The organism is Streptomyces sp. NPDC051776 (assembly GCF_040681345.1).
In the GTDB taxonomy this organism is placed as follows: domain Bacteria; phylum Actinomycetota; class Actinomycetes; order Streptomycetales; family Streptomycetaceae; genus Streptomyces.
In genome coordinates, this window is record NZ_JBFAYQ010000017.1 from 15,913 (window position 1) to 36,158 (window position 20,246).

Sequence of the window (20,246 nt, forward strand, 5' to 3'; positions counted from 1 at the left end):
TCTGTCAGCTCGTGGGGGACCGTGCCCCATGGCACCCCCATCCCCGCGGCTAATCTCTCGGGTAGCAGCACGAGCGATGAGGAGAACTTCAGCCATGAGCGAGCGACTGCAGCCCGGCGACACCGCCCCCGCGTTCACCCTGCCCGACGCCGACGGCAACGAGATCTCCCTCGCCGCCCACGCCGGCCGCAAGGTCATCGTCTACTTCTACCCGGCCGCCATGACGCCAGGCTGCACGAAGCAGGCCTGCGACTTCACCGACAACCTGGAGCTGCTGGCAGGAGCCGGCTACGACGTGATCGGCGTCTCGCCGGACAAGCCGGAGAAGCTGGCCAAGTTCCGGGAGAAGGAAGACCTCAAGGTCACGCTGGTCGGCGACCCGTCGAAGGAGACCCTCGCGGCGTACGGCGCCTTCGGCGAGAAGAAGCTCTACGGGAAGACCGTGACGGGCGTGATCCGCTCCACGGTGATCGTCGACGAGCAGGGCAAGGTCGAGCGCGCCCTCTACAACGTGAAGGCCACCGGCCACGTCGCGAAGCTGATCAAGGACCTGGACATCTGACCCGCCCGCTTCCGGCCCCCAGCCCGCCCTGGAACAACGGCTCGCACCAATACGGCGCGAGCCGTTCCGCTTCCCGTGCGTGACCGCCGCACGGTCGTTTCGTTACTCAGTGCGAGACGGCGAACACACGACCGTGGACGGGGGGCGAGGGGATGGCCACGAGCCCGTATACGAAGGAACGCCTGGCCGAGGCGGTGGCATCGTCACGCACGATGTCGGAAGCACTGCGCAAATTGGGCGTGGATCCGCAGAGCCCGACCCGGAGTTACGTGCGCGAGCGCATGAGAAAGCTGGGCGTGGACACGACGCACTTCGAACGCGAGGGCGCGCGCTGGACGCGGGAGGTGCTGGAAGAGGCAGTCGCCGCCTCGACGAACATGTGCGACGTCCTGCGGTTCTTGGGGCTCGACGTGGTCGGGGGCCAGCACACCCACATCAGTCGCCGGATCCGGTCACTGGACATCGACACATCGCATTTCACCGCGACGCGCGGCAAGGACAGGTCGCCGGACGGAAGGCGGCAGCGGGCCAAGGCCGGGATCTTCGTGGTGCTGAGGGCGCCCGATGCCCGGCGCATACCGGGAACACGACTCAAGCAAGCCCTGATCGAGCGGGGCGTTGCCCATCGGTGCGCCGGATGCGGCTGCGAACCCGTCTGGCGGGGCCGCCCGCTACCTCTTGAAGTCGATCACATCGACGGGAACTGGCGGAACAACCTGCAGGACAACCTCAGGCTTCTCTGCCCCAACTGCCACTCAGCCACGGACACATACCGTGGCCGTCAGTCGAAGTGGAGGTCCCGGCCGACAGGAGCGCCGCGATGAGCCTCCCGGCCCGCTACACAAGAGATCGGCTGGTGGAAGCAGCAGCGGTGTGCCGGGACATCGACGAAGTCATCGCCTTCTTCGGTACGCGTCCCTACCACCAGTTGCGGCGCCATCTCATCAGGCGGTTCGAGCACTTCGGGATCGACATCTCCCACTTTCCTCAGCACGGACCGCGCGGCATCGAGCCCCGACCGTCGAAGCCGGAGCTGGAAGAAGCGGTCCGAGTGTCCGTCTCCGTTGCGGCCACGCTCAGACGGCTGAACAGGCCTGTCAACACCGGGATGCGACGTCGGGTGAGCCAATGGATCGCCGAAGACGGCCTCGACACCAGTCACTTTCTCGGGCAGGCCCATCAGCGGGACAGGCCCGGACGGGATCGCAGACCCGCGGATCAGGTTCTGGTCGTACAGGCGGACCACCGCCGGACGTCCTCGTCCGTTCTGCGCCGGGCACTGAGAGAGATCGGTGTTCCGGAACGGTGCTCCGCCTGCGACACCGGGACGTCGTGGAACGGCCGTCTCATCGTGCTGGAGATCGACCACATCAATGGCGACTGGCGTGACAACCGAGCGAAGAATCTTCGCTATCTCTGCCCGAACTGTCACGCCATCACGGATACCTGGTGCCGGAGAGGCGGGAAGTCCCGGACTGACTCACACTCGTGACTCGCGTGCCCGTCGCGTCCACCGGCAGCTACGATGTTGTACCGCAAGCGGCCGTGATGGAATTGGCAGTCATGCTGGGTTTAGATCCCAGTGGGGTAACACCCGTGAGGGTTCGAATCCCTCCGGCCGCACATACTGAGGAATCGAAGGCCCATTGCGCGTCAGCTGCGGAGTGGGCCTTCGTCGAAGGTCACCCCATCAGATCGCGGATCACCGGAGCCAGGGCGCGGAAGGCCTTGCCGCGGTGGCTGATCGCGTTCTTCTCCTCCGGAGCCATCTCCGCGCACGTACGGGTCTCACCCTCCGGCTGGAGGATGGGGTCGTAGCCGAAGCCGCCGGTTCCCGCGGGGGTGTGGCGGAGCGTGCCGTGCAGGCGGCCCTCTACGACGCGCTCGGTGCCGTCCGGGAGCGCCAGGGCCGCGGCGCAGGCGAAGTGTGCCTGGCGGTGCTGGTCGCCGATGTCGGCGAGCTGGGCCAGGAGCAAATCGAGGTTGGCCTTGTCGTCGCCGTGCCGGCCCGCCCAGCGGGCGGAGAAGATGCCGGGTGCGCCGCCGAGGACGGCCACGCACAGGCCCGAGTCATCGGCGATGGCCGGGATTCCGGTGGCGCGGGCGAGTGCGTGTGCCTTGAGAAGGGCGTTCTCGGCGAAGGTGACGCCGGTCTCGGGGACGTCGGGGATGTCGGGGTACGCGTCGGCTCCGACGAGTTCCACCGACACGCCTGCGCCCGTGAGGATGGCGTGGAGTTCGGTCACCTTGTGGGCGTTGCGGGTGGCGAGGATCAGACGCTGCATGGTGCCGATTATCCGTCTCTCGTGCACCCGGCAGGGCGGAGACCTCGTGGCACGGCCCGTGCCGCTACGGGATCAGCCGGGCCGTGCCGGGCGGAGCGCTCAGGAGGAGCAGACCTTGGTCAACTCGTTGGCGGCGTTGGTGACCGGGGTCACGTCGGGGGTCTTGCCCTGCTCGATGGATTTGCGGACGTCCTTCACGGAGGCGTTCAGTTCGTCAACGGCCTTGCTGACATCGGCGTTGTCGGTCTTGTCGCTGATGTCGTCGAGGTTCTTGTCGATGCGGTCCAGGGCCCGCTCGGCCTCGGCCGGGTTGTCGGCGGCGGAGGAGGCGGCCTGCTGGAGATCCTCGACGCTGGTGAGGATGGCGTCGGCGGTCTGGGCGCAGTCCAGGGCCTTCTCGACGGCGCTGCATGCGGTCGTGACCGGTACGACGACGGCTACGGCGGCCAGTGCGGCGATGACGGTCATGCGGCGGCGGTGGGCCATTGGGGCGGGTCCTCCCTGGTTGTGCCGGCGGGTGGGCCGGACTGCTCAGCGTACGGACGCACGTCTCTCGTGCGCCCGTACAGATAAGTACGCCTGATACGCGGGATCGGTTGCATGGGAGGGGGTAGGCCCGGTGGGTGCGGGCCGTGGCCGGAGTTCGGGGAGCTCCCGCTGCTGTCCCGCGGCCGCAATGGGTGCCCCGTTCTGCAGTGCCGGCCGGTGGCCCCCGCGCCGCCGCACCGCCCGGTGGCCCCGCGCCCGCAATATCGGCGTCCCGCGCCACAGCGTCAGCCGGTGTCCCCGCGCCCGCCACATCGGAGTCCCATGCCACATCGGCGTCCCGCGCCGCAGCATCGGACGGTATCCGGCCGGTGTCCCCCCGCGCCCCCCGCACCGCCCGGTGGCCCCGCGGGGTCCGCTAGAGCGGCCGGGCGAGGGCTTCGCGCTGGGCGGAGTCGAGCTGGGCGCATCCCGCGACGGCGAGGTCGAGCAGAGAGCCGAGTTCCTCGCGGGCGAAGGGTGCGCCTTCGGCGGTGCCCTGGACTTCGACGAAGCGGCCGTCGCCGGTGCAGACGACGTTCATGTCGGTCTCTGCGCGTACGTCTTCCTCGTAGCGGAGGTCGAGGAGGGGGACGCCGTCGACGATGCCGACGCTGACGGCGGAGACGGTGCCGGCGAGGGGCTTGCGGCCGTGCCTGATGAGCTTCTTGGACTGGGCCCAGCCGATGGCGTCGGCGAGGGCGACGTAGGCGCCGGTGATGGCGGCGGTGCGGGTGCCGCCGTCGGCTTGGAGGACGTCGCAGTCGAGGACGATGGTGTTCTCGCCGAGGGCCTTGTAGTCGATGACGGCGCGCAGTGAGCGGCCGATGAGCCGGGAGATCTCGTGGGTGCGGCCGCCGATCTTGCCTCGTACGGATTCGCGGTCGCCGCGGGTGTTGGTGGAGCGGGGCAGCATCGCGTACTCGGCGGTGACCCAGCCTTCGCCGCTGCCCTTGCGCCAGCGCGGTACGCCTTCGGTGACGCTGGCGGTGCACAGGACCTTGGTGTCGCCGAAGGTGACGAGGACCGAGCCCTCGGCGTGCTTGCTCCATCCGCGCTCGATGGTGACAGGGCGAAGCTGATCGGGGGTCCGACCGTCGATACGAGACATGGGGGTGACCCTATCTGCTGTGCCGAGGGCCCCGTTTCCGGTGGGGATACGGGGCCCTGGGCTCGCGAGAGGGGCGGCTCGCGTCATGTCGGCGGTTCAGCTCATGTCGTCGATGCGTGCGGCTCACACCATGTCGTCGATGCGGTTCACATCATGTCTTCGATGTCGGCGGCGACGGGGTCGGCGTCGGTGCCGATGACGACCTGGATGGCGGTGCCCATCTTCACGACGCCGTGTGCGCCCGCGGCCTTGAGGGCGACGTCGTCGACGAGGCCGGAGTCCTCGACCTCGGCGCGGAGTCGGGTGATGCAGCCTTCGACCTCGACGATGTTCTCGATTCCGCCGAGTCCGGCGACGATTTTCTCAGCCTTGGTGGCCATAGCGCACTCCTGCGTGTTCGGGGCTTCGGTTTCGCCGCCCAACCGTTTTTCACCGTAGAGCACGTTCGGAGCACCTTCGCGGGCATATGTCCGCCATCTGACGCATGATGACGACCACTGGTCCGTGCCCGCGCATGGGTGGTGCCCGCCGCGCCCAAACTGGTCTACACCAGTTTGCCCGCCCCGGCCAAACCCGTGGGGCTCCGGGAGGTCCGATGAGCAGCGACAGCGCCGCCGCAGGAGAGCAGCTGACGGGAACGGCGCGGCTTTCGAGTCTCTTTGCGGGGCTTCAGAAGGGGTTCATGAAGCGTTGGCCGGGATCATGAAATCGCCGGGAAGCGCGGGTTCCTCATCCCGCCCCGCCCGTGCTAGAACATGGTCTACACCACTGAGTGGTGTAGACCATGTGGTTTGACCGCGGGTGGACCACTCAGTACAGGCCACCGTCCCCGGGCCGGTCAAAGGCCCTCATGCGCCCCCGAAGGAATCCCCATGAGTACGTCGACCGCGAACGCCGCGGCGCCCGCGAAGAAGCGCGGCTCCGGCCTTTTCCAGGGTCTGCAGAAGGTCGGCCGCAGCCTGCAACTCCCCATTGCCGTCCTCCCGGCCGCCGGGATCCTGCTCCGCCTCGGCCAGCCGGACGTGTTCGGCGCCGAGGGCCTGGGCTGGGACAACATGGCCAAGGTCTTCGCGGGCGCGGGCAGCGCACTGCTGGACTCCTCGCTCGCTCTGCCGCTGCTGTTCTGCATCGGTGTCGCGATCGGCTTCGCGAAGAAGGCGGACGGCTCGACGGCACTGGCGGCGGTGGCCGGATTCCTCGTCTACTACTCGGTGATCCACCAGTTCCCGGTGCCCGGCTCGGACGGTGCCACCTTCGTGCAGACCAGCTTCCTCAGCGGTGCCTGGCAAAAGGGCTCCGAGGTCACCGCGGCGACGTACCAGAACCCGGGGGTCCTTGGCGGGATCGTCATGGGTCTGCTGACAGCGGTCCTCTGGCAGCGCTTCCACCGCACCAAGCTGGTGGACTGGCTGGGCTTCTTCAACGGCCGCCGGCTGGTCCCGATCATCATGGCGTTCACCGGTACGGCGATGGGTGTTCTGGTCGTCCTGGGATGGCAGCCGATCGGGGACGCCATCACGGCCTTCGGCGAGTGGATGACCGGGCTGGGCGCCGCGGGTGCGGGTGTGTTCGGTCTGATCAACCGGGCGCTGATCCCGATCGGGATGCACCAGTTCGTGAACACCGTGTCCTGGTTCCAGCTCGGTGACTTCACCAATGCCGGGGGCCAGGTCGTCCACGGCGACCTCAACCGCTTCTTCGCGGGCGACCCGAGCGCCGGCCAGTACATGTCCGGCTTCTTCCCGATCATGATGTTCGGTCTTCCGGCCGCGGCGCTCGCCATCGCGCGCAGCGCCCGTCCCGAGCGCCGCAAGGCGGTCCTCGGCATGATGATCTCGCTCGCGCTCACCTCGTTCGTCACGGGCGTGACGGAGCCGATCGAGTTCTCGTTCCTGTTCATCGCGCCGGTGCTGTACGCGATCCATGCGGTGCTGACGGCGGTGTCGATGGCGATCACCTGGGCCTTCGGCGTGCATGCGGGTTTCACCTTCTCGGCCGGTGCCATCGACTATCTGCTCAACTGGAACCTGGCCACCGACCCGTGGAAGATCATCCCGATCGGTCTGGTCTTCGCGGCGATCTACTACGCGATCTTCCGGTACGCGATCACCCGGTTCGACCTGGCCACGCCGGGCCGGGAGCCGGAGGAGGAGGTCGAGGACGCCACCAAGGTCTGAGGGCTCCGCGTCGGTGCCGAGCCGTCGGCGCGGGCGGCCGACAGCGCGGTCGGCAGCGCGGCCGTCAGTGCGGGCGCCTCGGCGCCGGCGGCCGTCGCTGCTGCAGTACGAGCGGGAAGTGCCGGTCAGTGCCGCCGTACGAGCGGGAAGGGCAGCGTCTCGCGGATCGTCAGCCCGGTGAGGAACATCACCAGGCGGTCCACGCCCAGGCCGAGCCCGCCCGTCGGAGGCATCGCGTACTCCAGCGCCGTCAGGAAGTCCTCGTCGAGCTCCATCGCCTCGGGATCGCCGCCCACCGCCAGCAAGGACTGCGCGGTGAGGCGGCGTCTCTGCTCCACGGGGTCGATCAACTCGGAGTAGGCGGTGCCCAGTTCGGTGCCGAAGGCGACGAGGTCCCAGCGCTCGGCGAGCCGCGGGTCCTTGCGGTGCCTGCGGGTGAGCGGCGAGACCTCGGTGGGGAAGTCCTTGTAGAACGTGGGCAGTCCGGTGCGCTCCTCCACCAGGCGCTCGTACATCTCCAGCACCACGTCGCCCCGGGTGTCCTCGGGGATGTGCGGGACGCCGGCCCCGTCGCACAGCGTCAGCAGCTCCTCCATGCCGGTGTCGGCGTCGACCTCCTCTCCCAGCGCCCCGGAGACCGCGCCGTAAACGGACTTGACGAGCCACGGGCCGGAGATGTCGTGCTCGGTCACCGTGCCGTCGGCGTCCGTCGTGCGCACCACCTGCGCCCCGTGCGCCGCCTCGGCCGCGGCCTGGATCAGTTCGCGGGTGAGGTCGAGCATCACGTCGTAGTCGGCGAACGCCTGGTACGCCTCCAAGGACGTGAACTCCGGGTTGTGCTTGTACGAGATGCCCTCGTTGCGGAAGTTGCGGCCCAGTTCGAAGACCCTCTCCATGCCGCCGACGCACAGCCGCTTCAGATACAGCTCGGGGGCGATCCTCAGGTACAGATCCAGGTCGTAGGCGTTGATGTGGGTCGTGAACGGACGGGCGTTGGCGCCTCCGTGGATCTGCTGGAGCATCGGGGTCTCGACCTCCAGGTATCCGCGGTCGAGCAGGCCCTGGCGCAGCGCCTGGACGGCGGCGCTGCGCGCCCGTACGACGTCGCGCGCCTCCGGGCGCACCACCAGGTCGACGTAGCGCTGCCGGACGCGGGCCTCGGGGTCGGCGAGGCCGCGGCGCTTCTCGGGCAGCGGGTGGAGGCACTTGGCGGTGAGCTGCCAGGAGGTGACGAACAGCGAGAGCTCGCCGCGGTCGCTTGCGGCGATCTCGCCACTGGCGGTGAGGTGGTCGCCGAGGTCGGTGTCGGCGGTGAACCGCCTCAGCACGTCCGGGTCCGTACGGTCGCGGCTGAGAACCAGTTGGAGGTCGCCCGACCAGTCGCGGAGCACGGCGAAGACGACGCCGCCGAAGTCGCGTACGAGCAGCAACCGCCCGGCGACGGTGGCCCGTTGGCCTGTGCGGGCTCCAGTTGCCAGGCCTCGGTGCGCGGCGCGGATCTGCGCGAGGGTGTGGGTACGGGGTGCGGCGTCGACGGGGTAGGGGTCCACGCCGTCGGCGCGCAGCCGGTCCAGCTTCCGCCGCCGTACGCGGACCTGCTCGGGCAGCCCTGCCAGGGGGTCGGCCCGCTCGCCCTCGCGGCCCTCCGTCGGCCCGGCCAGGCCGAGTTCGCCGAGGGAGGGCAGTCCGGCGGTGCTGGCGGGGGCGGTGATGCCGCGTGCCCGGCCCTTGCCCCACAGGGCGTGCAGGCTGGGGACGGATACGAAGCCCTCGGCGATGGCGGAGGCGAGGCCGATGCGGGCGAGGGAGCCGGCGTCGGCGTAGCAGAGGAACCGCGGGTACCAGGCGGGCTGGTACTTGACGTTCGAGCGATACAGGGCTTCCAGCTGCCACCACTTGGAGAAGAACAGCAGCAGCCGGCGCCAGGCGCGCAGCACCGGGCCCGCGCCGATCCGCGCGCCTTCCTCGAACGCGGCGCGGAAGACGGCGAAGTTGAGGGAGATGCGGCGCACACCCAGCCGCCCTGCCTGGGCACACAGTTCGGCGACCATGAACTCCGTGACACCGTTGGGCGCCCTGCGGTCGCGGCGCATCACGTCCAGGGAGACGCCCTGCCGCCCCCAGGGCACGAAGGACAGCAGCGCCACCATTGTCCCGTCCGCGTCGAACGCCTCGACCATCAGGCAGTCGGGGTCGGCGGGGTCCCCCAGGCGGCCGAGCGCCATCGAGAAGCCGCGCTCGGTCTCGGTGTCGCGCCAGGCGTCGGCCCGCTCCACGACCTCCCTCATCTCCTCGTCGGTCAGGGCGGAGTGGCGGCGGATGCGGGTGGTGACACCCTGGCGCCGTACGCGGGTGACGGCCTGCCGGGTCACGCGCATGTCGCGGCCGGCGAGGTCGAATTCCGCGACGCCGAGCACGGCCTCGTCGCCGAGTTGAAGGGCGCTCAGCCCGGCTCGCCCGTACGCCCTGGCGCCCTCCTCGCTCGCGCCCATGACGGCGGGTGTCCAGGCGTAGCGGCGGGCGAGCCGGGTCCACTTCTCGATGGCGGGGTCCCAGGCGCCGGGGTCGCCGACGGGGTCGCCGCTGGCCAGGCAGACTCCGGCTTCGACGCGGTAGGTGACGGCGGCTTTGCCGCTGGGCGAGAAGACGACGGCCTTGTCGCGGCGGGTGGCGAAGTAGCCGAGTGAGTCCTGGTCGCCGTAGGCGCCGAGGAGGGCGCGGATACGGGGTTCCTCGTCGCCGTGCAGGGCGGCTTCCAGGCGCTGGGAGCGGAAGAGGGTCGCGGCGGCGGAGAGCAGTGCGACGGCGCCGAGCAGCCCCTGCAGGACGTAGTGCCAGCGGGCGGGGCGGCCGTCGAACTCGGAGGCGGGCACGAGTCCGCCCAGGACGCGGTTGGCCGCCCACGGGAAGGCCTGGCCGCGGGGCAGGCTGCCCGGGAACGCCTCGACCAGGGCCCAGCCGACGAGGACGGCCACGGCCAGGCCGACGACGAGGACGAGCAGGGCACGCCAGAGCGCGCCGCCGCGGGTGTCGGCGTAGAACTCGCGGCGGGCCACGCCCAGCAGCCCCATCGCGGCGGCGCACACCAGGAAGGAGGGGACGGCGTCCCATGCGCCGGTGGCCATCGCGACGGCGTCGGCCAGGATCACCAGCGCCAGGTACGCGATGACCAGGCGCCGGGCGATCTTCTTGCGGGAGGCGATGGCGGCGGCGAGAAGGAACAGGAAAGCGGCGTAGGCGAGGTTGGCGCTGACCGGGACGGTGAGGAACTCCAGGAACCGGGTCACCGGGGCCAGTGCGCCCCGCAGGGGCGGGATGACGGCCGTGATGGCGCAGTAGAGGGCGAGGCCGCCGAAGAAGGCGCCGAATCCGCCGGGAACCCGGTGGAGGAAGCGGTCCCGGGGCCTGGCGGGTTCGTCGTCGGGCCGGGGTCCCCCGGCCGGAGCGGCTTTCCGGCTCGTCTCGCCGATGACGCCCATGCGGCCAGGGTAAGGAGGCTGCTCGCGGGCCGCTCGCCGGGGATTCCGAGCCGGAGGTCGGCTAGCGTTTCGGTGTGGTGACGTTGGCGCAGGGCGGCTGGTTTCACCGGGAGGTCGTGGGTGCGGGGCTGCTCCCGCTCTTCGTCTTCCTCTGCTCCTTCATCGCCGGATTCGCCTTCATCCGCCTCAGCGTGCGCATGATCCGGGCGGAGGTGCGCTGGTGGCCGGGGAATGTGCGGCCCGGCGGGCTGCACATCCACCATGTGGTGTTCGGTGTGGTCTTCATGCTGGTCAGCGGCGCGTCACTGATCGTGGTCTCCGACCCGTCGGTCACGGTGAAGTCCGTTCTCGCCGGGGTTTTCGGGGTGGGTGCGGCGCTGGTACTGGACGAGTTCGCGCTGATCCTGCATCTGCGGGACGTCTACTGGACGGAGGCGGGGCGTACGTCCGTCGACGCGGTCTTCGTGGCCATCGCCCTGTGCGGTCTGGTGCTGCTCGGTTTCCGTCCGGTCGCGGTGATCGACTGGTCGGGATATCAGTCCGACCCGACTCCCGGCAATGCGCTGCTGCTGGTCGGGGTGGTGCTGCTGGCTCTGGTCCTCGCTGTGATCACCCTGCTCAAGGGGAAGGTGTGGACGGGGCTGCTGGGCCTGTTCTTCCTGCCTCTGCTGGTCATCGGGGCGATCAGGCTGAGCCGCCCGGACGCTCCGTGGGCCCGGTGGCGCTACCGCGACAAGCCGAAGCGGCTGGCGCGGGCGGCTCGGCGTGATCAGCGCTGGCGGCACCCGGTGATCACGGCGAAGATCAAGTTCCAGGAGTTCATGTCCGGCAGGCACGACCTGCCGGACCTGTGGCACGAGCTGCAGCACCGCGCCACCCACCGGGACGACCGCGACTGAGAGCCCCGCGCGGGGAGCCGGGCCGGGCACTGGGCGGGCGTGGGGACGGTCGGCGTAAGGGAGGGCGTACGGGGAGGGCGTACGGGGAGCGCGCACCGGGTGCGGTACGGCGCGCGGCCCTAGATCTCGTAGACCGCGGCGGCCCGGGCCAGCTCCACCGGCCCGTCGAAGACCTCGCGGGCGTCCCGCAGATTGACCTCGGGGTCGGTCCACGGCGGGATGTGGGTCAGCACCATCCGCTTGACGCCTGCCGCTGCCGCGGACTCCCCCGCCTGCCGTCCGTTGAGGTGAAGTTCGGGTACGTCCTCCTTGCCGTGCGTGAAGGACGCCTCGCACAGGTAGAGGTCGGCGCCCTCGGCGAGCCGGTCGAGGGCCGCGCAGGGGCCGGTGTCCCCCGAGTAGGTCAGGACGCGGCCCGCGTGCTCGATCCGGAAGCCGAACGCCTCGACGGGGTGGCACAGGCGGTCCGTGCGGACGGTGAAGGGGCCGAGCCTGAACTCTCCGGGCTCGAGGGTGCGGAAGTCGAAGACCTCGCTCATCGACTTCTCGGACGGAACGTCGTCGTACGCGGTGGTCAACCGCTGCTCGGTGCCGTCCGGACCGTAGACCGGGAGGGCCTCCGGGCGGCCGCCGTCGTGGCGGTAGTAGCGCGCGACGAAGTACCCGCACATGTCGATGCAGTGATCCGCGTGCAGATGGCTGAGGATCACGGCGTCGAGATCGTAGAGACCGCAGTGGCGCTGCAGCTCGCCGAGGGCTCCGTTGCCCATGTCGAGGAGCAGCCGGAAGCCGTCGGCTTCGACGAGGTAGCTCGAACAGGCCGAGTCCGCGGACGGGAACGACCCCGAGCAGCCGACGACGGTGAGCTTCATCAAGCAGAAACCTCCGAGGCTGGGTCCCCGTCTCGAGAGACCCGGGGGGACGGTCCGGGGGGCGTGCTGTGGGAAGGGGTGAGCGCTTGCGGTCCGTCGAGCGTAAGGCGCGAAATGGATGGTCGCCCCTCCACGGAGTGGTGTTGTGGGGGAACTCACCCATGGCTTCACCGGTACGGGGGGCGCTGCCGCTCTGTGTTTCGAAGGTACGGTGCTGGGCGTGAACACGACGTGGTGGTGGGCGCTGGGCGCGGTGGTCGTGGTGGTGGCGCTGATCGCGTCGCTGGTGGACGGGTGGGGACGGAGCGACCGCGGGCCGCGGCGGCGTCCGGGCGGGGGCAGGCCGCGCGGGGCGGGCGGTGCCCGGCCCGGTCCGGGCGGCGGCCGGCCGCGGGGCCGCGGGGATCGCAGGCCGGCGGCACGGCCGGGCCGCCGGGGGCCGGGGAAGCGCCCGGCGGGGAGGCGCCCGCGGCCGGGCGAGATCTGGTGGGCGGACGTGCCGTACGAGGACGGGCCGGGGTCGAAGGACCGGCCGTGCCTGGTGCTGGCCCTGCGCGGGGAGAGCGCGCTGGTCGTGAAGATCACCAGCCGTGAGCGGGAGGGCCGTGCCGGGGTGATCGCCCTGCCCGACGGGGCGGTCGGGGACGCGGCCGGACGCCGCAGCTATCTGGAGACGGAGGAGCTGCGGGAGGTACGGGTCGGGGAGTTCCGGCGCCACGTGGGAGCGGTGGACCGGAAGGTGTGGGCGCGCGTACGGCACCTCTCGCGCTGACACGGGCCGCCCGGGGCCGAGCGCCCGGGGGCACGGAGGCAGGGGTCACATACGGGTGGGCGCACCGGCGCCGGTGCGCCCGCGGAGTGCGCACACCGGCAGCGCGCGAGGGCGGGCCGGAGTCAGGAGCCGCGCGCCACGCGGGACTGGGACGGGAGTTGGAGGGTCGCCAGCGGCGGCCGCGGCGGCGCGGGGTCACCGGCGCCGTGCAGCAGCGGGCTGTTGTGGCGCATGAGCCACTGCCGGTAGGCGGGGCTCGCCCAGGCCGCCTCGATGTATGCCTGCTCCAGCTCGCGGTGGAGCATCGCGACGTCGGTGACGGCGGCGGCGCCCGGCCGGGCGATCAGCAACAGGCGTACGGCCAGAGGGTCGTCGGCGAGCGGCAGGATCGTCATGCCCGCGCGGGTGCGCGAGGTCGGCTGGCACGGACTCACGGTCTCGCCCGCCGCCACCAGGTCCGCGGCCGTGGTGATGTCCCGTACCGCGACGGTGCGCGGCTCGCATCCCAGGACCGCGAAGGCGCGGCGCAGGGCGGCGTATTCGTCGTCGGCTGCCGGATCGACGATCCAGCTGTCCGTGACGAGGTCGGCCAGCCGTACCGAGGAGCGGCCCGCCCGCGGGTGGTCCGTGGACACGGCGACGAACTGCGGCTCGCGTTCCACCACGACGCGCTGGTCGAGGCCGGCGGGCACGCGGAGAGGGAAGAACTCGGGCTCGTGGACGAACGCGACGTCGAGCTGATTCGTGGCGAGCATCTCCAGCAGGGCGTTGGACGACACCTCTATGTGGATCGTGGTGTCCGTCTCCGGGAGCCGGTCGCGTACCCGGCGGAGCCAGCCGACGACCGCCCGGCTGGCGGTACTTCCGATGCGCAGGCGCGAGGCCCCGGTGCCGACCGCCGCGTCCTGGGCGGCGCTCATCAGCGCGCTCATCTCGGCGACGATGGGGCGGGCTCGTGACAGTACGGAACGCCCCAGCGGCGTCGGCCTGCTGCCGGTCCGCTCGCGGGTGAACAGCGTGCCGCCGACGGCCTTCTCGATGCGGCGGAGCTGTGTCGTCAGAGAGGGCTGTGTCATGCCCAACTGCACCGCGGCCTTGCGCACGCTGCCGGCATCGGCAATCGCGCACAGTGCTCGCAGGTGCCTCACATCGAGCTCCACGACCGGAGAATAACGGCGTTTCAGCTCTCCCGGCCAGCCCTACAAAGGCTGCGAAATCAGGTATTGCCCCCATGATTCTGCGATCAGGCGGTATGTCTCGTTGGATGGCCAATTCAGCAGTAAATGAGGGGGGATTGGCTGACGCTATCGGGAGTTGGCATCATCCCGCACGGCCGGAAACGCCCCGAGACTTTGGGTACCCAGATGTTCTCCGGAGGGCCCCCTGTCGCTCACCCAGGCGACGCAACACGCCCTGTCCGGAAATGGATTGGAGACTCCCCCCATGAATCGCTCCAAGATATTCGGGACGACGGCCCTCGGGCTCGGGCTGCTCGCCTCGATGGCCGTGGTGCCGGCGTCGGCTGCCGATGCCACGGCTGACGCCCGCTCCGCCGAGCGTCACTCCGCGTCGATCGCGGCCTATACCGGCTCGGCCGCGGACCGGGCCAACACGCGGGCGTTCTTCGAAGCCGTGATCAAGTCGGCGAAGGCAAAGCAGAAGGCCACCGGCGCCGCGGCGGTCACCGTGACGTACGACGCGAGCGCGGCCCCGACGTTCGCTTCGGAGATCGCGAACAGCGCTTCGGTCTGGAACTCCTCCGTCGGCAACGTCCAGTTGCAGGAGGGCGGCAACGCCGACTTCACCTACCGCGAGGGCAACGACCCCCGCGGTTCGTACGCCAGCACCGACGGCCACGGACACGGCTATATCTTCCTGGACTACGCGCAGAACCAGGAGTACGACTCCGACCGCGTCGCCTCCCACGAGACCGGGCACGTCCTGGGCCTGCCCGACCACTACGAGGGCCCGTGCTCGGAGCTGATGTCCGGAGGCGGCCCCGGCCCCTCCTGCACCAACGACCGACCGGACGCCAACGAGTCGGCCCGCGTCGACCAGTTGTGGGCCAACGGCTTCAAGGGTCTGAACAAGTCCGGGCTGCTGAAGGCTCGCTGAAGGAACACCCACTGAGGCGAGCACTCACCGAGGCGGCGCTCGCCGGGCGAGACCCCGCCGAGGTGAACAGCCTGCCGCGGTGAACAGCCTGCCGCGGTGACCGCTCGGCCCGAGCGGTCACCGACGCCGGAACGTGGCCACCGCCCCGCCCCCACAGGGGCGGTTGCCACCCGGCCCGCAGGGGGCAGGGTCGCCGCGGACGGCGGCCGGGGAAGGCACGGAGGGGCCGACGGGGCCCGGCCGGGCAGGGAGGGGCCGACGGGGCCCGGCAGGGCAGGGAGGGGCCGACGGGGCCCGGCAGGGCAGGGAGGGGCCGACGGGACCGGGCCGGGAACGGAGGGGTCGACGGGACCGGGCCGGGCTTGTCGCCCCAGAGGGTTTCAGGCCCAGAGCTGGCCCTGGAGGGCCTCCACCGCGGCTTCGGTGGATTCGGCCGTGTAGATGCCCGTCGACAGGTACTTCCAGCCGCCGTCCGCGACGACGACCACGATGTCCGCGGGCTCTCCCGCCTTGACGGCCTTGCGGCCCACGCCGATCGCCGCGTGCAGCGCCGCCCCCGTGGAGACACCCGCGAAGATGCCCTCCTGCCGCAGGAGTTCGCGTGTCCGGCGCACCGCGTCCTCGGAGCCGACGGAGAAACGGGTCGTGAGCACCGACTCGTCGTAGAGCTCGGGGACGAATCCCTCGTCGAGGTTCCGGAGGCCGTAGACCAGGTCGTCGTAGCGCGGTTCGGCGGCGACGATGCTGATGTCCGGCTTGTGCTCGCGCAGGTAGCGGCCGACGCCCATCAGGGTGCCGGTCGTGCCCAGGCCGGCGACGAAGTGCGTGATCGAGGGCAGGTCGCCGAGGATCTCCGGTCCGGTGGTCGCGTAGTGGGCGGCCGCGTTGTCCGGGTTGCCGTACTGGTAGAGCATCACCCAGTCCGGGTGCTCGGCCGCCAGTTCCTTGGCGACCCGTACAGCCGTGTTGGAGCCCCCTGCCGCCGGGGAGGAGATGATCTCGGCGCCCCACATGGCGAGCAGTTGCCGCCGCTCGTCCGAGGTGTTCTCGGGCATGACGCAGATGATGCGGTAGCCCTTGAGCTTTGCCGCCATCGCCAGCGAGATGCCCGTGTTGCCGGACGTGGGTTCGAGGATGGTGCAGCCTGCGGTCAGCCTGCCGTCCTTCTCCGCCTGCTCGATCATGTGGAGCGCGGGCCGGTCCTTGACCGAGCCCGTGGGGTTGCGGTCCTCCAGCTTGGCCCAGATCCGTACGTGCTCGGACGGGGACAGCCTCGGCAGGCGGACGAGCGGGGTGTTGCCGACCGCTGCCAGAGGGGAGTCGTACCGCATCAGTGCCGTCCCGCGGAGCCGGTGTACGCCGCGGAGCCGCCCGCGACGGCCGGCAGGATGGTGACGTTGTCGCCGTCGGTCAGCTCGGTGCCGATCCCGTCGAGGAAGCGCACGTCCTCGTCGTTGAGGTAGACGTTGACGAAGCGGCGCAGCTCCCCGCCGTCGACCAGGCGCTCGCGGATCCCGGCGTGCCGGGACTCCAGGTCGGCGAACAGCTCATCGATGGTGGCGCCGCTGCCCTCGACCGCCTTCTGGCCGTCGGTGTAGGTACGGAGGATGGTCGGGATGCGGACCTCGATGGCCATGGTGTGGGCTCCTGTCGGGATGAGGCGAAGGCGGCGCGCGGCGTCGTCCTGCGCCGGCGGCGGGAGGGAGGTGCGGAATGGTGCGGCTTGCGAAGCGGTGCGTGCCCGGCGGCCCTTACGCGGGGCACCGCGGCGAGCGGTCGTGTGTCAGGCGCCGGTGTGCGGACACATGGCGCTGGCGAGGCGGCACAGATCGACGTGCAGCCGCGCCACGAGCTGGGTGCCCGGCGTCCTCTCGCTCACGTCTTCCACAACCATGGGCTCATCGTAACGATTCCCTGTCCGCCCTCCGGGACCCGGTCCCACGATGCGGACGTCTTCTTGGACACAGCGTCGAACAGTCCCGACGCAGCGTTCCCGGTGCCCGGGTTCCGGTTTCCCGGTGGCCGCCTCGGGATCAGTAGGCCGGGACGACCTTGACCTCTTCCTCCGTGACCGCGCCGTCCACGATCCGGAAGGACCGGAACTCCACCGGGCCCTCCTCGTGGCCGGACTCCGCGGTCGAGACGAGGACGTAGTGCGCTCCGGGCTCGTTGGCGTACGAGATGTCCGTACGGGAGGGGTACGCCTCCGTGGCCGTGTGCGAGTGGTAGATCACCACCGGCTCCTCGTCCCGGTCGTCCATCTCCCGGTACAGCTTCAGCAGATCGGTCGAGTCGAACTCGTAGAAGGTGGGAGAGCGGGCCGCGTTGAGCATCGGGATGAACCGCTCCGGGCGGCCGGAACCGGCCGGGCCCGCGATGACGCCGCACGCCTCGTCGGGGTGGTCGGCTCGGGCGTGCGCCACGATCCGGTCGTGGAGGTCCTGGGTGATGGTCAGCATGGCCAAAGAATATGAGGGGCGGCGCGCAGCGCCACGATTGAGGGTGGCGGCGGGCGACGGGCGGGCAACGGGGGGCGGCCCCTGGACCGGGTCCGGGGGCCGCCTGATGGAACGCGGGATCGGGCGTGGGGCCGCAGCCGCTACTTCGAGACGTACTCGGGCTGCCGCTCCTGGACCGGGGCCGTGACCTGCGGATTGCGGGCCTTGAGGATCAGCCAGCCGACGGCGAGGAAGACCGCCCAGCCGGCGCCCACGTACAGGGAGACACGGGCCTCCGAGTCGTACGCGATGAGGCCGGTCACGAAGATCAGCGAGGCGAGCGCCACGTAGCTGAAGAGCGAGCCGCCCGGTGCCGGGAAGGAGGAGGTGGGCAGGCGTCCCGCCTTCACGGCCCGCCTGTAGCGGATGTGGCTGACCAGGATCATCATCCAGGTCCAGATACCGGCGGCGGTCGCCACGGAGGTGACGTAGCCGAAGGCCTTCTCCGGGACGACGTAGTTGAGGACCACGCCGATGCCCATGAGGGCGACGGAGACGGTGATGCCGACGGCCGGGGTCTTACGGGCGTTGAGCCTGCCGAAGACCTTCGGGGCCTCGCTGTTGGACGCCAGGTCGCGCAGCATCCGGCCGGTGGAGTACATGCCGGAGTTGCAGGACGACAGGGCCGCGGTGAGGACGACGAAGTTGATGATGCCCGCCGCGAGCGGGATGCCCATCTTCTCGAAGCCGTGCACGAACGGGCTCTCACCGGCGGAGAACTCGGTCCACTTGATCACCGAGAGCAGGACGACCAGGGCGCCGACGTAGAAGACGATGATGCGCCAGGGCAGGGTGTTGATCGCCTTGGGCAGTGTCTTCTCGGGGTTCTCGGACTCGCCCGCGGTGACGCCGACGAGTTCGACGGCCAGGTAGGCGAACATGACGCCCTGCAGGGTCATCAGGCTGGAGCCGATGCCGTTGGGGAAGAGGCCGTCGTGGGCCCAGAGGTTGCTGGCTGCGGCGGTGTCACCGGCGTCGGAGAAGCCGAGGGTGAGCACGCCGAGACCGATCACGATCATGCCGATGATGGCGGTGACCTTGATCATCGAGAACCAGAATTCGACCTCACCGAAGATCTTCACCGAGATCAGGTTCACACCGAACAGCACGACCAGAAAGACCAGTGCGCTGACCCATTGCGGGATCTCCGGGAACCAGAAGTTGATATAGATTGCGGCGGCGGTGAGTTCGGCCATACCGGTCACGACCCACATCAGCCAATACGTCCAGCCGGTCGCATAGCCGAAGAACGGGCCGAGGAACTCGCGGGCGTATTCAGCGAAACTGCCGGACACCGGCCTGTACAGGAGCAGCTCACCGAGCGCTCGCATGATGAAGAAAATCACGACGCCCGCGAGGGCGTACATGAGGATGATGCTCGGGCCGGCCTTGGCGATGTTCGCTCCGGCACCCATGAAGAGACCGACGCCGATGGCGCCGCCGATGGCGATCATCTGGACCTGACGACTGCCAAGTCCCCGCTGGTAGCCCTCTTCAGGGGTGTGGCCCGCGGCCCCACTGCCGTCAGCGTTGTTGTCATCTCGCGCGACCTGCACTGAGGTCATGATGCTGCGCCTTTCTCCACGCCCGACCGGCCTTTCGGCTCGGATCGGGTCCCGACCCCCCGGAAATGGATGGAGTTGCATACCGGCGATCAGCCGGCTCAGCACCCCTGCAAGGACAGGGGTGTTGTCCCGGCAGGCGTCGTGCAGGTCTATCACGGACCGAACGACGGTTCGGGGAGACTCTCGTGGCGCGAATCACAGGAAGAAGCGGACATAAAACTCAACCGCCCCTCAAGAAGACCGGGGCGGTTGCTGATTCGTTATCCGGATCTGAGTGTCCGTTGAGCGAACGCAAAGAGGACGTTTGTCGACCAGTTTGCATGAGCCAGACATCCGGGGAGACGCAGGGGTACGGCGAACACCCGGAAAACGGCCTGGAAGTGAACGCCGCCACACATCGCGGCGAGGCTTACGGCCTTACGGCCTTACGGCCTTACGTCATGAGCGTTTCGACGAGGGACTCCTGAAGCCCGCCGAGCCAGAGGTAGGCCATCACCATCGGCTTGCGCGGATCGGAGTCCGGTAGCCGGTAGAGCTCGTTGTTGTCGTCGTCGTCCGCCACTTCGAGCCGGGTCCCGATGGTCAGCCGCAGGTCGTTGAGCGCACCCAGCCAGCGCGGTGACTCGTCCGGTCCGAGCTTGAGCACCGCGCCGCCGTCCCCGGCCGGCGTGAGAGCGTCCAGGGAGCGGATGACCGCGAGCACGTCGTCGCGCTTGCGCGCCCGCAGGTCGTTCTCGGTGTACCGGCGGAACTCCGCGGCGAAGGCACGCGTCTGCTCGTCCGGCTTGTCCTCCGGTCCGCCGTACGCGTCCGGGAAGAGCCGGGCCAGCGCAGGGTCGGAGGGCGGCTTGCTCGGTCCTTCCGAGAGGATCGCGGCGAGCGGGTCCGCACCCTCGGCGGGCTGGTCACCGGGGCCGACCAGTTCCATCAACTGCACGGCCAGGCTGCGCAGGATGGCGATCTCGACCTCGTCCAGCGCCACGGCGGCCCCGCCACCGGGGATGGCCTCGAATTGTCCCGCCATCAGCGATCCTGCTGCAGGGTTGCCCACAGCCCGTATCCGTGCATCGCCTGAACGTCGCGCTCCATCTCCTCGCGGGTGCCCTGCGAGACGACGGCGCGGCCCTTGTGGTGAACGTCGAGCATCAACTTGTGGGCCTTGTCCTTGGGGTAGCCGAAGTACGCCTGGAAGACGTACGTCACATAGCTCATGAGGTTGACCGGGTCGTTGTGCACCAGCGTCACCCACGGGACGTCGGGCTCCGGCACGGCGGAGGGTGCTTCGCTCGACTCGGGGCGCTCGATCTCGACGGGGGCGACACTCACACGTTCCATGCTGCCACCCGGGGTGGGCCATCGCCTAAACCGCCGCCCGGTGAGCGGCCG

General features: G+C 69.9%; 21 protein-coding genes and 1 tRNA gene. 8 read left to right on the forward strand and 14 right to left on the reverse strand.

Annotated elements, in window-relative coordinates; all coding sequences use genetic code 11:
• The first annotated feature begins 94 nt into the window (after positions 1–94).
• The 4 genes from bcp (at position 95) to AB0M26_RS15670 (ending at position 2,185) form a co-directional block, all read left to right on the forward strand.
• Positions 95–562 (forward strand): thioredoxin-dependent thiol peroxidase, encoded by a 468-nt coding sequence (gene bcp, locus AB0M26_RS15655; protein WP_365260536.1) that lies wholly within the window; start codon positions 95–97, stop codon positions 560–562.
• 152 nt (positions 563–714) lie between these two features.
• Positions 715–1,386, forward strand: a complete 672-nt coding sequence (locus AB0M26_RS15660; RefSeq protein WP_365260539.1) for an HNH endonuclease — start codon at positions 715–717, stop codon at positions 1,384–1,386.
• Entirely contained in the window at positions 1,383–2,054 is a 672-nt protein-coding gene (locus AB0M26_RS15665) for an HNH endonuclease (RefSeq protein WP_365260542.1), read from the forward strand. The genes AB0M26_RS15660 and AB0M26_RS15665 overlap by 4 nt, the downstream gene beginning before the upstream one ends.
• A 47-nt stretch (positions 2,055–2,101) precedes the next feature.
• Positions 2,102–2,185 (forward strand) — tRNA-Leu (locus AB0M26_RS15670).
• A 59-nt stretch (positions 2,186–2,244) separates the two neighbouring features.
• Here AB0M26_RS15670 and rdgB read toward each other — a convergent pair.
• From rdgB to AB0M26_RS15690, 4 genes are all read right to left on the reverse strand, one after another.
• Complete coding sequence (rdgB, locus tag AB0M26_RS15675; protein ID WP_365260545.1) at positions 2,245–2,847, reverse strand: RdgB/HAM1 family non-canonical purine NTP pyrophosphatase; 603 nt, start codon at positions 2,845–2,847, stop codon at positions 2,245–2,247.
• 99 nt (positions 2,848–2,946) lie between these two features.
• Entirely contained in the window at positions 2,947–3,333 is a 387-nt protein-coding gene (locus AB0M26_RS15680) for a hypothetical protein (RefSeq protein ID WP_365260548.1), read from the reverse strand.
• Between the two features lie 418 nt (positions 3,334–3,751).
• Positions 3,752–4,483: a ribonuclease PH gene (gene rph / locus AB0M26_RS15685; RefSeq protein WP_365260551.1), complete on the reverse strand. Its 732-nt coding sequence runs from the start codon at positions 4,481–4,483 to the stop codon at positions 3,752–3,754.
• Positions 4,484–4,629: 146 nt separating this feature from the next.
• On the reverse strand, positions 4,630–4,905 hold the full coding sequence (locus tag AB0M26_RS15690; RefSeq protein ID WP_365260772.1) for a PTS glucose/sucrose transporter subunit IIB: 276 nt from the start codon (positions 4,903–4,905) through the stop codon (positions 4,630–4,632).
• Positions 4,906–5,355: 450 nt separating this feature from the next.
• Between AB0M26_RS15690 and AB0M26_RS15695 the strand changes: the two genes are divergently transcribed.
• Positions 5,356–6,660 carry a PTS transporter subunit EIIC gene (locus tag AB0M26_RS15695; protein WP_365260554.1) on the forward strand — a complete coding sequence of 435 codons (1,305 nt, stop codon included), beginning with the start codon at positions 5,356–5,358 and terminating at the stop codon, positions 6,658–6,660.
• 125 nt (positions 6,661–6,785) lie between these two features.
• Here the strand turns inward: AB0M26_RS15695 and lysX are convergent, their stop codons facing one another.
• Positions 6,786–10,139 (reverse strand): bifunctional lysylphosphatidylglycerol synthetase/lysine--tRNA ligase LysX, encoded by a 3,354-nt coding sequence (gene lysX, locus AB0M26_RS15700; protein ID WP_365260557.1) that lies wholly within the window; start codon positions 10,137–10,139, stop codon positions 6,786–6,788.
• Between the two features lie 74 nt (positions 10,140–10,213).
• Between lysX and AB0M26_RS15705 the strand changes: the two genes are divergently transcribed.
• Positions 10,214–11,038 (forward strand): hypothetical protein, encoded by an 825-nt coding sequence (locus tag AB0M26_RS15705; protein WP_365260560.1) that lies wholly within the window; start codon positions 10,214–10,216, stop codon positions 11,036–11,038.
• Between the two features lie 119 nt (positions 11,039–11,157).
• Here AB0M26_RS15705 and AB0M26_RS15710 read toward each other — a convergent pair whose 3' ends face one another.
• Complete coding sequence (locus AB0M26_RS15710) at positions 11,158–11,910, reverse strand: MBL fold metallo-hydrolase (RefSeq protein ID WP_365260563.1); 753 nt, start codon at positions 11,908–11,910, stop codon at positions 11,158–11,160.
• Positions 11,911–12,130: 220 nt separating this feature from the next.
• Between AB0M26_RS15710 and AB0M26_RS15715 the strand changes: the two genes are divergently transcribed.
• The gene (locus AB0M26_RS15715; protein WP_365260566.1) at positions 12,131–12,682 is read left to right on the forward strand and encodes a type II toxin-antitoxin system PemK/MazF family toxin; all 552 of its coding nucleotides are present in this window, start codon (positions 12,131–12,133) and stop codon (positions 12,680–12,682) included.
• A gap of 122 nt (positions 12,683–12,804) precedes the next feature.
• On the opposite strand, the gene AB0M26_RS15720 is transcribed toward AB0M26_RS15715, so the two are convergent.
• Positions 12,805–13,842, reverse strand: coding sequence for a LysR family transcriptional regulator (locus tag AB0M26_RS15720; RefSeq protein WP_365260569.1), 1,038 nt, complete (start codon positions 13,840–13,842; stop codon positions 12,805–12,807).
• 283 nt (positions 13,843–14,125) lie between these two features.
• Here AB0M26_RS15720 and snpA point away from each other — a divergent pair, with 283 nt between their 5' ends.
• Positions 14,126–14,797 carry a snapalysin gene (gene snpA, locus AB0M26_RS15725; protein WP_365260571.1) on the forward strand — a complete coding sequence of 224 codons (672 nt, stop codon included), beginning with the start codon at positions 14,126–14,128 and terminating at the stop codon, positions 14,795–14,797.
• Between the two features lie 380 nt (positions 14,798–15,177).
• Here snpA and AB0M26_RS15730 read toward each other — a convergent pair whose 3' ends face one another.
• The 7 genes from AB0M26_RS15730 to clpS form a co-directional block, all read right to left on the reverse strand.
• Positions 15,178–16,128 (reverse strand): cysteine synthase, encoded by a 951-nt coding sequence (locus tag AB0M26_RS15730; protein WP_365260574.1) that lies wholly within the window; start codon positions 16,126–16,128, stop codon positions 15,178–15,180.
• Entirely contained in the window at positions 16,128–16,433 is a 306-nt protein-coding gene (locus AB0M26_RS15735; protein ID WP_365260577.1) for a MoaD/ThiS family protein, read from the reverse strand. Before AB0M26_RS15735 ends, AB0M26_RS15730 begins: the two co-directional genes overlap by 1 nt.
• A 147-nt stretch (positions 16,434–16,580) precedes the next feature.
• Positions 16,581–16,691, reverse strand: a complete 111-nt coding sequence (locus tag AB0M26_RS15740; protein ID WP_365260580.1) for a putative leader peptide — start codon at positions 16,689–16,691, stop codon at positions 16,581–16,583.
• A gap of 139 nt (positions 16,692–16,830) precedes the next feature.
• Entirely contained in the window at positions 16,831–17,256 is a 426-nt protein-coding gene (locus tag AB0M26_RS15745) for a M67 family metallopeptidase (RefSeq protein WP_365260583.1), read from the reverse strand.
• 140 nt (positions 17,257–17,396) lie between these two features.
• The gene (locus tag AB0M26_RS15750; RefSeq protein ID WP_365260586.1) at positions 17,397–18,860 is read right to left on the reverse strand and encodes an amino acid permease; all 1,464 of its coding nucleotides are present in this window, start codon (positions 18,858–18,860) and stop codon (positions 17,397–17,399) included.
• A gap of 433 nt (positions 18,861–19,293) precedes the next feature.
• The gene (locus tag AB0M26_RS15755; protein ID WP_365260589.1) at positions 19,294–19,884 is read right to left on the reverse strand and encodes a DUF2017 domain-containing protein; all 591 of its coding nucleotides are present in this window, start codon (positions 19,882–19,884) and stop codon (positions 19,294–19,296) included.
• Complete coding sequence (gene clpS, locus AB0M26_RS15760) at positions 19,884–20,195, reverse strand: ATP-dependent Clp protease adapter ClpS (protein WP_365260592.1); 312 nt, start codon at positions 20,193–20,195, stop codon at positions 19,884–19,886. The genes AB0M26_RS15755 and clpS overlap by 1 nt, the downstream gene beginning before the upstream one ends.
• Positions 20,196–20,246 lie beyond the last annotated feature (51 nt).